The sequence below is a fragment of the Brachybacterium paraconglomeratum genome (genome assembly GCF_003994255.1).
In the GTDB taxonomy this organism is placed as follows: Bacteria; Actinomycetota; Actinomycetes; order Actinomycetales; family Dermabacteraceae; genus Brachybacterium; species Brachybacterium conglomeratum.
On record NZ_ML133851.1, the window covers coordinates 512028 to 526647 of the forward strand.

General features: G+C 73.6%; 11 protein-coding genes. 8 read left to right on the forward strand and 3 right to left on the reverse strand.

The features are described from left to right. Positions 1-132 precede the first annotated feature (132 nt). Genes DS079_RS02325 through ilvA form a run of 3 tightly spaced genes read left to right on the forward strand, consistent with a single transcriptional unit; the run spans position 133 to position 2281 of the window. Positions 133-432, forward strand: a complete 300-nt coding sequence (locus DS079_RS02325; protein WP_126984647.1) for a PTS sugar transporter subunit IIB — start codon at positions 133-135, stop codon at positions 430-432. After that, on the forward strand, positions 429-977 hold the full coding sequence (gene ispF, locus DS079_RS02330) for a 2-C-methyl-D-erythritol 2,4-cyclodiphosphate synthase (protein WP_126984648.1): 549 nt from the start codon (positions 429-431) through the stop codon (positions 975-977). The genes DS079_RS02325 and ispF overlap by 4 nt, the downstream gene beginning before the upstream one ends. Next, entirely contained in the window at positions 974-2281 is a 1308-nt protein-coding gene (ilvA, locus tag DS079_RS02335) for a threonine ammonia-lyase IlvA (protein WP_126984649.1), read from the forward strand. Before ispF ends, ilvA begins: the two co-directional genes overlap by 4 nt. 120 nt (positions 2282-2401) lie before the next feature. On the opposite strand, the gene galE is transcribed toward ilvA, so the two are convergent. Further along, complete coding sequence (galE, locus tag DS079_RS02340) at positions 2402-3400, reverse strand: UDP-glucose 4-epimerase GalE (protein ID WP_010551253.1); 999 nt, start codon at positions 3398-3400, stop codon at positions 2402-2404. A gap of 83 nt (positions 3401-3483) precedes the next feature. Beyond that, positions 3484-4944 carry a GuaB1 family IMP dehydrogenase-related protein gene (locus DS079_RS02345; RefSeq protein ID WP_126984650.1) on the reverse strand — a complete coding sequence of 487 codons (1461 nt, stop codon included), beginning with the start codon at positions 4942-4944 and terminating at the stop codon, positions 3484-3486. 121 nt (positions 4945-5065) lie between these two features. Between DS079_RS02345 and DS079_RS02350 the strand changes: the two genes are divergently transcribed. After that, on the forward strand, positions 5066-7984 hold the full coding sequence (locus tag DS079_RS02350) for an LCP family protein (protein WP_164736071.1): 2919 nt from the start codon (positions 5066-5068) through the stop codon (positions 7982-7984). A 155-nt stretch (positions 7985-8139) separates the two neighbouring features. Here DS079_RS02350 and DS079_RS02355 read toward each other — a convergent pair whose 3' ends face one another. Continuing rightward, positions 8140-9567: a mycothione reductase gene (locus DS079_RS02355; RefSeq protein ID WP_126984651.1), complete on the reverse strand. Its 1428-nt coding sequence runs from the start codon at positions 9565-9567 to the stop codon at positions 8140-8142. A gap of 353 nt (positions 9568-9920) precedes the next feature. On the opposite strand from DS079_RS02355, the gene DS079_RS02360 reads away from it, so the two are divergent. The 4 genes from DS079_RS02360 (at position 9921) to DS079_RS02375 (ending at position 14594) form a co-directional block, all read left to right on the forward strand. Continuing rightward, positions 9921-10793 carry a C40 family peptidase gene (locus DS079_RS02360; protein WP_126984652.1) on the forward strand — a complete coding sequence of 291 codons (873 nt, stop codon included), beginning with the start codon at positions 9921-9923 and terminating at the stop codon, positions 10791-10793. A 212-nt stretch (positions 10794-11005) separates the two neighbouring features. After that, positions 11006-13393 (forward strand): ATP-binding cassette domain-containing protein, encoded by a 2388-nt coding sequence (locus DS079_RS02365; protein ID WP_126984653.1) that lies wholly within the window; start codon positions 11006-11008, stop codon positions 13391-13393. Between the two features lie 54 nt (positions 13394-13447). Continuing rightward, a complete protein-coding gene (locus DS079_RS02370; protein WP_010551247.1) occupies positions 13448-13624 on the forward strand; it encodes a hypothetical protein in 177 nt (58 codons plus the stop codon). 106 nt (positions 13625-13730) lie between these two features. Beyond that, a complete protein-coding gene (locus tag DS079_RS02375) occupies positions 13731-14594 on the forward strand; it encodes a putative RNA methyltransferase (RefSeq protein ID WP_126984654.1) in 864 nt (287 codons plus the stop codon). Positions 14595-14620: the final 26 nt, after the last annotated feature.

The window sequence follows — 14620 nt, forward strand, 5'->3', positions numbered from 1 at the left end:
CCGGCCGTCCCACGGGGGACCGCTGCGTGGTCCGGCCGGGCGGGACGTGACAGAATCGACCCGCTGGCGGACCGTCGGCGCCTTCGTCGCGCCCGGGACGCCCTTTCCACTTCCCCTGCACCAGGAGTTCGAATGCTCACCATCGCCATCGTGTGCGGCGCCGGGATCGCGACCTCCGCGCTGGTCGCCGAGCAGGTGCGCGAGCACATCGCCGCCCGAGGCCGCCGCGTCACCGTCGTGCAGGCCACGGTGATGGACCTGCTCTCCTCGGACTTCCACGCGGACCTCGTGGTCTCCACCGTGGACCTGCCCGATGCCCTCGGCATCCCGCGCGTCTCCGGGATGCCCCTCCTGCTGGGCACGAACCCGCAGGTCACCTTCGACGACATCGACCGCCTGCTGGAGCGCATCGACCCGGACGGGACCCGATGATGCCCGCAGCACCCAGGATCGGCATCGGCGTGGACGTGCACGCCGCCGCCCCCGAGGACTCCCCGCGCGAGCTGTGGATCGCGGGCCTGCGCTGGGAGGGCCAGCGGGCGCTGGAGGGGCACTCCGACGCCGACGTCGCCTGCCACGCCGCGTGCGACGCCTTGTTCTCCGCCGCCGGGATCGGCGACCTCGGCACCCACTTCGGCGTCGGCCGCCCCGAGTGGGAGGGCGCCTCGGGCTCCCGGCTGCTCGGGGAGGCGGCGCGCCTGGTCCGCGAGGCCGGCTACGAGATCGGGAACATCTCGGTGCAGGTGATCGGGAACTGGCCGCGGCTGTCCCGCCGCCGCGAGGAGGCGTGCGCGGCGATGACCGCCGCGGCCGGCGCGCCCGTCGCCGTCTCCGGCACCACCACCGACGCGCTCGGGCTGACCGGTCGCGGCGAGGGCCTCGCGGCGATGGCGACCGCGCTGCTCGTGCCCGCGGACGACGGCTCTGGGACCGGCCGCGCACCCGAGCAGACCCGCCCCGAGGAGGACCGCGCATGACCACCGCCTCCCGCTCCGAGCAGTCCCCGCTGCCCGTCCGCGCCCCGGAGGTCGAGCAGGCCGCGGAGCGCCTGGGTACGACGGTGCGCCGCACCCCGCTCGAGCACAGCGAGCGCCTGAGCGCCCTGGCCGGGGCGGACGTCTGGCTCAAGCGCGAGGACCTCCAGCCCGTGCGCTCCTACAAGCTGCGCGGCGCCCACCTCTTCCTCGACTCCCTCGACGCCGTCCAGCGCGAGGCGGGCGTGGTCGCGGCGAGCGCGGGCAACCACGCCCAGGGCGTGGCCCAGGCCTGCCGCACCCTCGGGGTGTCCGGCCGGATCTACGTCCCCAGCACCACGCCGCGGCAGAAGCGCGAGCGGATCACCTCGATCGGCGGGGACCTCGTCGAGCTGGTGCTGATCGGGGACACCTTCGACGACGCCGCGGAGGCCGCGGCCGACGACGCCGAGCGCACCGGCGCGGTGCAGGTCCCTCCCTTCGACCACCCCACGATCATGGCCGGCCAGGGCACCGTCGCGCTCGAGGCCGCCGAGCAGCTGCGCGAGGAGCACGGCCGGGAGCTGGGCACGATGGTGCTGCCCGTCGGCGGCGGCGGGCTGCTGGGCGGCTGCGGCGCCTGGCTGCGCGAGCGCTGCCCCTCCACCCGGATCGTCGGCGTCGAGCCCGCCGGCGCGGTCTCGATGGCCGCGGCGGTGCGTGCGGGCCGACCGGTCGCGCTCCACGAGATGGACCGCTTCGTCGACGGCGCGGCGGTGCGCCGCGTGGGAGCGGGCCCGCTGCGGATGGTGCAGGCGATCGGTCCCGAGCTCGTCGCGGTGGACGAGGGCGCGGTGTGCACCCAGATGCTCGAGCTGTACCAGGTCGAGGGGATCATCGCCGAGCCGGCCGGGGCGCTCGCCGCGACCGCGGTGGCGACCGGCGTGATCGAGGGCATGGCCGGCGCCGACCAGGACGGCGGGGACGTGGTGGTCGTCGTCTCCGGCGGCAACAACGACGTCTCCCGCTACACCGAGGTGGTCGAGCGCTCCCTCGTCCACGAGGGGCTCAAGCACTACTTCCTGGTGACCTTCCCGCAGGAGCCGGGCGCGCTGCGCCGCTTCCTGGACCGGGTGCTGGGCCCGGACGACGACATCGTGCTGTTCGACTACATCAAGCGCAACAACCGCGAGGAGGGCCCGGCGCTGGTGGGCCTCGAGATCGGGCACCGCGAGGACCTCGAGCCGCTGATGGCGCGCATGGCGGCCTCGAACATGGAGATCGAGCGGATCGACCCGCACGACCCGATCTACCGCTATCTCACCTGAGCGGGGGCGCGCCCGCCCGCGGCGAGGGCACGCCCGGGACAACCCACGCAGGGCCCCGCGCAGAACGGCGCCCCTGCTCCTCGTGGAGCAGGGGCGCCGTGGCATCGGGCGGCAGGGGGCTCAGGCCTCGGGATACGCCTCGACGTCGGGCGTGATCTCCGCCGAGCGGGCCTCTACCGCGGAGCGCACGATGTCGTCCAGGCCGTGCTCGGACTTCCAGCCGAGGGTCTTCGCGATACGGTCGGCGGAGCAGATCAGCCGGGCGGGGTCGCCGGCGCGGCGCTCCCCGATCTCGGGGGTGATCTCGATGCCCTTCGCGCGGGCGATCGCCTCGATCACCTCGAGCACGCTCGAGCCCTCGCCGGTGCCGACGTTGAAGGTGCGGTGGGGCCGCTCCTCACCGCGCAGGTAGTCCAGCGCCGCGATGTGGGCGTGGGCGAGGTCGAGCACGTGCACGTAGTCGCGGATGCAGGTGCCGTCGGGCGTGTCGTAGTCGTCGCCGAAGACGATCGGGGCCTTCCCCTGCTCGAGACGGTCCAGCACGATCGGGACCAGGTTCATCACGGCGGTGTCCGCGAGCTCGGGCCAGCCGGCGCCGGCAACGTTGAAGTAGCGCAGGGCGACGGTGCGCATGCCGTGGGCGCGCTCGGCATCGGCCAGCATCCACTCCCCCACGTACTTGGTCGCGCCGTAGGGGTTGATCGGCTGCGGGGCGAGGTCCTCGGTGACCAGGTCCACGTCCGGCACGCCGTAGACGGCGGCGGAGGACGAGAAGACCACGTCCCGCACCCCGGCGCTCGCACAGGCCGCGAGCACGTTGGCCAGGCCCGCGATGTTGTCGTGCCAGTACATCTCCGGGTTCTCGACGGACTCCCCGACCTGCTTGTGGGCGGCGAAGTGGATCACCGAGTCCGCGCCGGAGGCCCGCAAGTGGAAGGCGAGCTTCTCGCGCGCATCGGGCAGGGTGACGTCGAGCTCGATGAGCTCGGCCCCCTCCGTCCGGCTGCGCAGGCCGGTCGAGAGGTCGTCGACCACGACCACCTGCTGCCCTTGCTCCAGGAGGAGTCGCACCACGTGCGACCCGATGTATCCGGCACCACCGATCACGAGAGTCGTCATGGTCCGAAGCCTACCGGCCACGACGGGGCGGACCGGAACGGGGCCATGCCGCCATGCCGCTCCGGCCCGCCGCGCGGCCCGGCTCAGCTCCAGGAGCTGGCGACCGGACGGCCCTCGGCATAGCCGGCGGCGCTCTGCAGCCCGATCACGGCCCGCTCGCGGAACTCCTCGGTGCTGGCCGCGCCCGCGTAGGTGAAGGAGGAGCGCACCCCGGCGGTGATCTCGTCGAGGAGGTCCTCGACGCCGCCGCGGCCGTCGGCGAGGTACATCCGGGAGGTGGAGATCCCCTCCTCGAACAGGCCCTTGCGGGCCCGGGCGAAGGCGTCCTCGTGGGCGGTGCGATGGGAGACGGCCCGCTTGGAGGCCATGCCGAAGGACTCCTTGTAGCGTCGGCCGGACTCGTCGGTGCGCATCTGCCCGGGCGACTCGTAGGTGCCCGCGAACCAGGAGCCGATCATCACGTTGGAGGCGCCGGCGGCGAGCGCGAGGGCGACGTCGCGCGGGTGGCGCACGCCGCCGTCGGCCCAGACGCTGCCGCCCAGGCGGCGGGCCTCGGCCGCGCACTCGAGCACGGCGGAGAACTGGGGGCGTCCGACGCCGGTCATCATGCGGGTGGTGCACATGGCGCCCGGGCCCACGCCGACCTTGACGATGTCGGCGCCGGCCTCGATCAGCTCGCGGGTGCCCTCGGCGGTGACGATGTTGCCCGCGGCCAGGCGCACGGCCGTCCCCTCGCGGGGGCCGAGCTCGGCCCGTGCGGTGCGGATCGCCTCGATCATCTTGTCCTGGTGGCCGTGGGCGGTGTCCAGCACGATCACGTCCGCGCCGACGTCGACGAGGTCGCGGACCCTGCCCGCGACGTCGGCGTTGATCCCGACGGCGACGGCGATGCGCAGGCGGCCCTCGGCGTCGGTGGCGGGGCGGTAGATGGTCGAGCGGAGCACGCCGGTGGCGGTGAGCACTCCCCGCAGCACGCCCTCCGCGTCCACGACCACGGCGGCGTCGTGGTGGGTCGCGGCGATGCGGGCGTGCAGGCGCGAGGGCTCGACCTCGAGGTCGTCGGGGGTCAGGATCGGCACGTCGGTGCTGAGCTCGTCGCCGACCTGGGCGAACGAGTCCCGCCCGGTGATCTCCTCGGCGGAGATGGTGCCGAGGGGCCGGCGCTCCTCGTCGATCACGACGACGATGCCGTGGGGGCGCTTGGGCAGCAGGTCCGCGGCCTGGCCGAGAGTGCCGTCGACGGTCAGGGTGAGCGGGTGGTCCACGAGCAGGTCCCGGGACTTCACGGAGCGGACGATCGAGTCGATGCGCTCAGGGGCGAGGTCCTGGGGAAGGACGGCGAGGCCGCCGCGGCGCGCCATGACCTCCGCCATGCGACGTCCTGTGACAGCGGTCATGTTCGCGGCGATCAGCGGGATCGTGGTGCCGGTGCCGTCGTCGCTGCCGAGGTCGACGTCGAAGCGGGAGGTGATCGCGGAACGACCGGGCAGGAAGAAGCAGTCGTCGTAGGTCAGGTCGGTCGTCGGGGTATGGGCCAGGCGCATGGGCACCATGCTACGTACGGTGCGCGAGCACGGTCCCGTGCGGCGCCTGGGAGCGGACCTCCACGAGGCCCACACAGCGATCTGTGCGTCCTGTCGCGGGCATATCCCTAGGATGTGGCGTATGACGGACCCCTTCTCGGCCCCGCGCCGCAGCCGCCGTCGGTCCGGACGGCACAGGCAGCAACCGGTCCGACGCACGGAATCCACGCCGCTCCCCAAGGAGCAGGCTCGACGGAACCGTGACGCGGCCTTCGGCGCCCCGAACCCCAAGCGCACCTGGATCGACACCCCGGCGGCGCCCGCCTCCGCGCCCTCGGCACCCGAGGCCCCGGCCGACGAGCGGACCGCCGACGCCCGACCTGCTGACGCGCGCCCCTCGGACACTGTGCCCGTCGGCACCGGGCGTGCCGACGCGCGCCCTGCGGACCCGCGGGAGACCGACGCCCGGACCGACGAAGCGCGTCCGGCGGAGGCCCCCGCGCCCCGGGCCACGACTCCCACCAGCTCCTCGCGCACCGTCCGAGGCGCACGGTCCGCATCGCGGGCGTCCGCGGCCTCCTCGACCGGCTCCCTGCCGCACACCGCCGAGCGCCGCTCCTTCCCGGGCGCCACACCTCGCTCGGACGAGCCTGCCGCGGCGGCCTCTGCGACGAACGGCACCGCGCCGTCCCCCTCGGGAGCTGAACAGACCGGTGCGTCCGCGCCGCGGGGGCCCGAGCGGGCCGTCCCGCGACGGCCCCGTGGACGGCGCGCCGCCTTCCCCCTCGAGCAGCTCGAGACCTCCGCCGACGGCGGCCCGGGCGAGTCGGCACCGTCCCCGTCCCCGCGCGGACGACGCGCAGCGGGCGTCCCGACCCCGGCCGACGAGGCGACGCCGGCGAGCGCCGCCCCCTCCGGGAGCGGCCCCGCCGCTGCGGCCGCGGGCACCGCGGCGGCTGCCGGCGCCTCGGCGGCGGGCTCTGCGAGCTCCTCGCCGCAGGACGCCTGGACCACGTCCGACCAGACGCCCGCGCCGGCCGAGGCGCCCCTCGCCCCCGATCACGAGGTCGCCCCCGTCGTCCCCTCCCCCGCGGAGCCCGAGGACGACGCGGAGCACGCCTCCCCCCACGACGAGGAGAACGCCCTCGCGCACGACCGCACCGCACGCGGCACCGACGAGCCCGGCTCCTCCCCCGCGTCCGCGGCCCCTGCCGGGGACCACGACGCACCGCGGGACGAGGACCGCGAGGGTGTCCGTGACCGTCCGGTCGCCGTCGCCGCGGCCGCTCTCGGCGCGGGAGCCGGGGTCTCCGCCGCCGCGAGCTCGGGTGCCGCAGCCTCCGGTGCCGCGAGCACCGGTGACGCCGGCGGCGCGAGCCTCCAGGGCGCCGGCGACGGCGCCGGTCGGGGCGGAGAGGCCTCCGGCGGAGGCCGCAGCGGCTCGGGCGGCTCCGGCGACTCGCGCTCCGGCGGGGACCGTCCCTCGTCGGACGACGGCTCCCTCGCGAAGGTCGCCGGCTGGACCGTGCTGACCTCCGCGTTGCCCGGCTCCGGCCTCGTCACCACGCGGATGCGACAGATCGGCGTCATCATGCTCGCCGTGCTCCTCCTCGCGGTCGCGACGATCGCGGCGGTCCTCGTGATCGGCGACCCGCTGCGGATCGCGGCGACACTGGGCACCCACCGCGGGGTGCTGATCGGCGCGCTCCTCGTGGTGGTGGTCGTCGGCCTCGTGTGGTGCCTGCAGATCGTGCTGGCGAACCTCGCCCAGACCACCAAGGAACGGCTCGAGGGCGCGAAGCGCTATCTCGCGCTCGCCCTGGCGGCCGTGATGGTCATCGCGGTCGCGGTGCCCTTCGGCCGCGGCGTGCAGTCGCTCTGGGCGCTGCAGGGCCTGTTCGGCTCCACGAGCGTGTTCGGCGGCGACGGCGACGGCCTCGCCGAGGGCCCGGACCCGTGGGCGGACACCCCGCGCCTGAACATCATGCTGCTGGGCCAGGACGCCGGCGCCGACCGCACCGGCACCCGCCCCGACACGCTCATGGTCGCCTCGATCGACACGAAGACCGGCCAGACCGCCCTGTTCTCCATCCCCCGCAACCTCGAGAACGTCGAGTTCCCCGAGGGGACGGTCGCCGCGGAGGAGTTCCCCGACGGCTTCGACTACTACGGGAAGAACGAGAACCTCATCAACGCCGTGTGGGCGTGGGCCGAGGAGAACAAGGACCTCTTCCCGGGCGATCCCGAGCCGGGCCTGACCGCGACCCGCTGGGCCGTCGAGGAGACCCTCGGGATCTCCACCGACTACTACGCGATGGTGAACCTCAAGGGCTTCGAGGACCTCGTCAACGCCCTGGGCGGCGTGGACCTCGTCGTCGAGCGGCGGATCCCGATCGGCGGCGGCGCGAGCGAGGTCGAGGGCTACATCGAGCCCGGCGAGCAGAAGCTCGACGGCTACCACGCGCTGTGGTACGCCCGCTCCCGCGAGGGCTCCGACGACTTCAACCGCATGTGCCGCCAGCAGCGCATCGTGCGCGCCGTGAGCGAGGAGGCGGACCCCACCTCCCTCGCGCTGTCCATCCCGCGCCTGGTGACCGCGACCGAGGAGAACATCCAGACCGACATCCCCGTCGGCAACGTGGACGCCTTCGTGGAGCTCGCTCTGCGCATCAAGGACGGCGGCTTCACCTCGTATCCGATCACGCAGGACGTCACCTTCTCCGGGAACCCGGACTGGGAGTACCTCGAGGAGTGGACGGATGCCTCGATCAAGGACTCGATGAAGAACGACCCGCCGGAGTCCGTGGAGGGCGAGACCGAGCCCGGCTCGACCGAGCCCGCGGAGACCGGCGCCCCGCCGGAGGAGGACACCGCCACCACCGAGGAGCCGACCGCCGAGGCGACCACCACGGAGGAGGAGACCACCACCGAGGAATCCACCACCGAGGAGGAGTCCTCGAGCGCGACGACCTCGGCGCCCACCGAGGAGGCCACCCCGACGGACGCGCCGGAGATCGAGCAGGACCCGCTGAAGTCCTGCCTGCCGGGCGCGGAGGGCTGAGGACCTCCCTCGACGCGGAGAACGGGGGGGGGGGGGGGGGGGGGGGGGGCGGGCCGGCCCCCCCCCCCCCGCCCCCGTTCCGTGCGCCGTGAGACCGACGGCGGTCGGTCCACGAGCCGGATCAGTCCACGAGCTCGTTCAGTCCACGAGCTCGTTCAGTCCACGAGCTGGAGCAGCGCGTTCTCGATCAGCTCGGGCATCGCCGGGTGGATCCAGTACTGGGTGGTGGCGATGTCTCGGGCGGTCTGCCCGGTGCTCATCGCCTGGATCAGCAGCTGGATCAGCGTCGTCGCCTCGGGGCCGATCAGGTGGGCGCCGAGGATCTCGGTGGTCTCCGCGTCCGCGATGATCTTCGCGAATCCGGTGGTGTCCTCCAGCGCCCAGCCGTAGGCGATCGAGGCGTACTCCTGCACCGCCACGCGCACCTCGCGGCCGCTCGCGCGCGCGGTCTCCTCGTCCATCCCCACCCAGGCGACGTGGGGATGGGTGAACACGCCGCTCGGGACCGGCATCGTGTCGGAGCGCCGCAGCTGCTCGGGGTGCAGCACGTTGTGCCGCACGATCCGCTGCTCGTGGTTCGCGACGTGCTTGAGCTGGTGGGGGCTGGAGAGGTCGCCGAAGGCGAAGACGCCCTCGCGCACCTCTCCCCCGGCGAGGACGCGCTGGTACGCGTCGACCTCGACGCGGCCGTCCTCGGCGACGTCGATCCCTGCGGCCCGCACGTCCAGCAGGTCGGAGTTGGGACGACGACCGACGGCGACGAGCAGCTCCTCGGCCCGCAACGTCTCCTCGCGGCCCTCTCGCGTGCCCCGCAGCTCGACCCCGTCGGCCGTGCGTCGGGCCGAGGTGGTGTCGAAGCCGGTCACCAAGTGCAGCCGCTCACCGAGCAGCTCGGTGAGGCGCGCGGAGATGTCGGCGTCGGCGGCGCGCAGCACCCGCTGCGAGCGGGCGATCAGGGTGACCTCGACGCCGAGCGCGGAGAGCACGTGCGCCATCTCGACGGCGACCACCCCGGAGCCGAGGATCGCGAGGGAGGCGGGCAGCGCCTCCACGCGCATGATCGTGTCGGAGGTGTGCGGGGCGAGGTCCGCGAGCCCGTCGATCGGCGGGAGGACGGGGCGGGAGCCGGCGCCGAGCACGATGGTGTCGGCGGTGATCCGCTGCCGGCTACCGTCGTCGCCGTCCACGAGCAGCTCCTTCTCCCCCACGAAGCGGGCGGTGCCGCGCAGCAGGGTGAGGTTCGCGTTGTCCTCGTGGTCGCGGCGGTAGGCCTCGCCGCCGGCGGTGATCGGGTCGATGCGCCCGAAGATGCGGTCGCGGATCGCCGGCCAGTCCACGTGCTGCAGCTGCTCGGTCAGGCCGAAGCGGGCCGCGTCCGCGGGGGTCGCCGCGAGATCCGCGGTGTGCACGAACATCTTCGTGGGGATGCAGCCCAGGTTCAGGCAGGTCCCGCCGAACACGCGGTCGGGGCCGACGCCCCGATCGATCTGCACGATGGTGCGGTCGGCGAGATCGGGGCCCGGGAAGGAGTTCGCCGAGCCGGAGCCGATGAGGGCGATGTCGTAATGGGTCGTCTCAGTCACCGCCTCAGGCTAGCCCCGCGCCGATGCCGATGATGTGGCCCAGATCCCCCATGGACCGTCAAGTCACACCATGTCGCACCATGCTCGCCCGGCGCGGGCAAAACCTCGTTCAAAACGAGGGGGCGGCCCTTTCAACTCGGTGTTCCTCCCCGGGGCCCGGCTCCTACCGTGGATGCCACGTCCACAGCCCATCGGCCCGGCACCCGCCCCGCGGTGCGGCCGCGCGGCACGGGAACGGCCTCCCCGCCCGGGGAGCCGGGCACGATCCCCCTCCCCGAGGGTCGTCACCGAAGGACGCACAGACCCCGCAGGACACCCGCCTCGCCCCGAGGCCGTTAGGAACACACCGCATCATGGCTCTGAACAACTCGCACCGCGCGCTCGGCCGCGCCCGCACCCCTCTCCTCCCCGCCCGCCGCGCCGCGGCCGGAGCGGGCGGCGCCGCCGTCCTCGGCTCGGTGCTGCTCGGCACCGCCTTCACCGGCGGCGCCGCCCACGCGAACGACCTGGCGCTGATGGAGGACTCCTCCTCCTCGCAGTCCACCTCCGCCGAGCAGGCCCCGGCCGCCGACACCGCCTCCACCTCGGCCGAGTCCTCGGCCGAGACGCTGCGCCGCGGCGACTCCGGCACCTCCGTCGAGCAGCTCCAGTCCGCGCTCAACGACCGCGGCGCCGACCTGCCCGTCACCGGCTTCTTCGGCTCGATGACCGAGGACGCGGTCCAGGACGTCCAGTCCTCCGCCGGCATCGCCGTGGACGGCGTGGTCGGCCCCGACACCCGCGCCGCCCTCGAGGGCGGGAGCGGCTCGGTCGACTCCGGCTCCGAGGCCACCATCTCGACCACCTCCGTGTCCACCGGCGGTGCGTCGGTCAGCACCGCCTCGACCTCTTCCTCCGGCAGCGCGATCGTCGACAAGGCCCGCACCGCCGTCGGCACCCCCTACTCCTGGGGCGGCTCCTCGCTCAGCGGCATGGACTGCTCGGGCCTGGTGAACTTCGCCTACGAGGCCGCCGGCATCGACGTGCCGCGCACCTCCGGCCAGATCGAGGCCCAGGGCCGCAGCATCTCGCAGTCCGAGGCGCAGCCCGGCGACCTCGTGACCTGGCCCGGCCACGTCGCGATCTACGCCGGCGACGGCATGATCATCGACGCCTCCGGCTCCAAGCAGCAGGTCGTCGAGCGCCCGATCTGGGGCAACCCGACCGGCTTCGTCACCTACCGCTGAGCCGCCGGCTCACCCGCCGAGCCCCGGCTCCCTCGCCGGGGCGCTCGGCACCATCGCGCCGCAGGCCCGGTCCCGTTCCACGGGCCGGGCCTGCGGCATGTGCCGGGTGGGCGGAGGAGGCCGGCCGGCGGCGGGCAGGGTGGCATCGCGGCGGGGCGGCGGGGTGGCAGTATTGCCTCCGGTCCGTGTCCCGCCCGATCCGAGGAGACCTCATGTCGTCGAACCGTCACCCCGCCGATGCGCACGACGTGATCCGCGTGCGCGGCGCCCGGGAGAACAACCTCCGCGATCTCTCCCTGGACCTCCCCAAGCGGCGGCTGACCGTGTTCACCGGCGTCTCCGGCTCCGGGAAGAGCTCGCTGGTGTTCGGGACGATCGCCGCCGAGTCCCAGCGGATGATCAACGAGACCTACTCCTCCTTCGTGCAGGGCTTCATGCCGCAGCTGGCCCGGCCCGACGTGGACGAGCTCTCGGGCCTGACCACCGCGATCATCGTGGACCAGGAGCGGATGGGAGCGAACGTCCGCTCCACCGTCGGCACCGTCACCGACGCGAACGCGCACCTGCGCACCCTGTACTCCAAGCTCGCCGAGCCGCACGTGGGCGGGCCCGGCGCCTTCTCCTTCAACGTCCCCTCGGTCACCGCCGCGGGCGCGATGACGGTCCAGAAGGGCGCGAGGACCATCGCCGAGAAGACCACCTTCTCCCGCGTGGGCGGGATGTGCCCGCGCTGCGAGGGCATGGGGAAGATCTCCGACGTCGACCTCGCCGAGCTCTACGACGAGGACAAGACCCTCGAGGAGGGCCCCTTCACCATCCCCGGCTACGTGCCCGGCGGCTGGTACGTGAAGATCTTCGCGTCCTCCGGCCTCTACCCCGCCGACAAGCCGATCCGGACGTTCACGAAGCGTCAGATGCACGACTTCCTGTACAAGGAGCCCACCAAGATCTCGATCGACGGGATGAACATGACCTATGAGGGTCTGATCCCGAAGATCCAGAAGTCGATGCTCACCACGGACCGCGACGCGATGCAGCCGCACGTGCGCACCTTCGTGGACCGGGCCGTAAAGTTCATCACCTGCCCCGACTGCGAGGGGACGCGCCTGGCCGAGCACGCCCGCACCGCCCTGATCGACGGGGTCTCGATCGCCGAGGCGACCTCCTGGCAGATCACCGACCTCGCGAGCTGGGTGGAGCGGCTGCGGGAGCAGCACACCTCCGCGTCCGTCGCCCCGCTGCTGGGGAACCTCTCCGCGCTGCTGGACTCCTTCGTGCGGATCGGGCTCGGCTATCTCTCCCTGGACCGCCCCTCCGGCACCCTCTCCGGCGGAGAGTCCCAGCGCACCCGAATGATCCGCCACCTCGGCTCCGCCCTGACCGACGTCACCTACGTCTTCGACGAGCCGACGATCGGCCTGCACCCCCACGACATCGCGAGCATGAACGCGCTGCTGCTCTCGCTGCGGGACAAGGGCAACACCGTCCTGGTCGTCGAGCACAAGCCCGAGACCATCGCGATCGCCGATCACGTGGTCGACCTCGGCCCGCGCGCCGGCGCCCACGGCGGGCAGCTGCAGTACGAGGGCGATCTCGCCGGTCTGCTCTCCTCCGACACCCTCACGGGCACGCACCTGGAACGTCGGGTCCAGCTCAAGGAGCAGGTGCGCGAGCGCAGCGGCGCCCTCGAGATCCGCGGCGCCGACGCGCACAACCTCCGCCGCGTGGACGTCGACGTGCCGCTCGGGGTGCTGACCGTGGTCACGGGCGTGGCCGGCTCCGGCAAGAGCTCCCTGATCCACGGCTCCCTCCCCGCCTCGGAGGAGGTCGTGGTGGTGGACCAGAGCGCGATCCGCGGCTCCCGCCGCTCGAACCCCGCCACCTACACCGGGCTGCTCGACCCGATCCGCAAGGCCTTCGCGAAGGCGAACGGGGTCAAGCCCGCCCTGTTCTCCAACAACTCCGAGGGCGCCTGCCCGGTGTGCAAGGGCGCCGGCGTCATCTACACCGAGCTCGGCTTCATGGAGACGGTCTCCACCCCGTGCGAGGAGTGCGAGGGCCGACGCTTCCAGGCCACCGTGCTCGAGCACACCCTCGGCGAGGGCGAGCAGGCGCGCAGCATCGCCGACGTGCTCGAGATGTCGGTCGAGCAGGCGCGGGAGTTCTTCTCCTCCGCCGGCGCGAAGGTGCCCGCGGCCGCGAAGCTGCTGGGGCACATGGAGGACGTCGGCCTCGGCTATCTCACGATCGGCCAGCCCCTGACCACCCTCTCCGGAGGCGAGCGGCAGCGCCTGCGGCTCGCCACCCACCTGGGCGACAAGGGCGGGATCGTCGTGCTCGACGAGCCGACGACCGGCCTGCACCTGGCCGACGTCGACCAGCTCCTCGCCCTGCTGGACCGTCTCGTCGACTCGGGTAAGACGCTGGTCGTGATCGAGCACCACCAGGCCGTGATGGCGCATGCGGACTGGATCATCGATCTCGGGCCCGGAGCGGGCGCCGACGGCGGTCGCATCGTCTTCGAGGGCACGCCGGCGCAGCTGGTGGAGGACGCCTCGACCCTCACCGGGAAGCATCTGCGGGAGTACGTCGGCGGCTGAGCGCTCCCGCACCATCCGAGAACCACTCCTGCTCAGCACCCCGAGGAGAGCGCGATGCGCATCCACCACCTCGACTGCGGCACTCTGCGCACCCCCGTCGGCCGGATGGTCTGCCATGTCCTGCTGCTGGAGGTCGAGGACCGGCTGGTGCTGGTCGACACCGGCTTCGGCACGGAGGACGTGCGCGACCCGCATCGACCCTCGCCCTCGACCCGGAGGTGCGGATCGTGAACTCCCACGACCTCTCCCTGTTCGAGGAGGCCCGGGCGGCCGGCGGCGCCCCGGGCACGTCGGCCGTCTGACGGGCCCGGCGGCGACGGGACGTACGCTGTCCGTCGTGTCCCGTCCCGTCCCCGCCGCCCTGCTCCCCTGGCTCGACGCGCTGCTGTGCCCGCACTGCCGGGAGCCGTTGGCGCTCACCGAGCGCACCCTCCGCTGCCCGAGCGGCCACAGCTTCGACCTGGCCCGCGCCGGATACGTCTCGCTGCTGCCCGGCAGCGCCCCCATCAGCGGGGACGACGACGACATGGCCCGCGCCCGGGACTCCTTCCTCTCCACCGGCGCGTACGACGCCCTGCGGGAGCTCACCGCGGATCTCGCCGCCCGGGCGCTCGAGGGCACGGACGATCCGCGCGTGCTCGACATCGGCTGCGGCACCGGCCACTACCTCTCCTCGGTGCTGGACCGCGTCCCCGGGGCGCAGGGGCTCGGCGTGGACACCGCACCGCGGGCCCTGCGCTTCGCCGCCCGCGCCCACGACCGGGCCGCCGCGGCCGGCTGGGACGTGTTCTCGCCCTTCCCCCTGCGGGATGCCGGCGTCGACCTCGTGATGGACGTGTTCGCGCCCCGGAACCCGGCGGAGTTCGCGCGGGTGCTGCGCCCGGGCGGGCGCCTGCTCGTGGTACGTCCCGCGGACGAGCACCTGGCCGAGCTGCGCGAGCACGTGCCGGGGATGGTCCGGCCCGACCCGCGCAAGGAGGAGCGGCTCGCCGAGGCGCTCGCCCCGCACTTCACCGTCGAGGACTCCCGTCCGCTGCGGTTCACGGTCGCCCTCGACGACGCGATGGCCCGGGACCTGGTCGCGATGACCCCCAGCGCCCGGCACGTGGACCTCGCCGCTCTCGATGGCCTCGACGGCCCCGGCGGGGCGCCCCGCGAGGTGACCGTCTCGGTGCTCGCCAGCCTGCACCGTCCGCGCTGAGCGCTCGCCGCTCCCGCCCAGGCTCG

Bases quoted from the DNA above. Each gene is read 5' to 3' on its own strand.
- DS079_RS02360 (WP_126984652.1), top strand. From the start codon at position 9,921: ATGGCTCTGAACAACTCGCACCGCGCGCTCGGCCGCGCCCGCACCCCT.
- DS079_RS02370 (WP_010551247.1), top strand. From the start codon at position 13,448: ATGCGCATCCACCACCTCGACTGCGGCACTCTGCGCACCCCCGTCGGC.
- ilvA (WP_126984649.1), top strand. From the start codon at position 974: ATGACCACCGCCTCCCGCTCCGAGCAGTCCCCGCTGCCCGTCCGCGCC.
- DS079_RS02365 (WP_126984653.1), top strand. From the start codon at position 11,006: ATGTCGTCGAACCGTCACCCCGCCGATGCGCACGACGTGATCCGCGTG.
- ispF (WP_126984648.1), top strand. From the start codon at position 429: ATGATGCCCGCAGCACCCAGGATCGGCATCGGCGTGGACGTGCACGCC.
- galE (WP_010551253.1), bottom strand. From the start codon at position 3,400: ATGACGACTCTCGTGATCGGTGGTGCCGGATACATCGGGTCGCACGTG.
- DS079_RS02345 (WP_126984650.1), bottom strand. From the start codon at position 4,944: ATGCGCCTGGCCCATACCCCGACGACCGACCTGACCTACGACGACTGC.
- DS079_RS02350 (WP_164736071.1), top strand. From the start codon at position 5,066: ATGACGGACCCCTTCTCGGCCCCGCGCCGCAGCCGCCGTCGGTCCGGA.
- DS079_RS02325 (WP_126984647.1), top strand. From the start codon at position 133: ATGCTCACCATCGCCATCGTGTGCGGCGCCGGGATCGCGACCTCCGCG.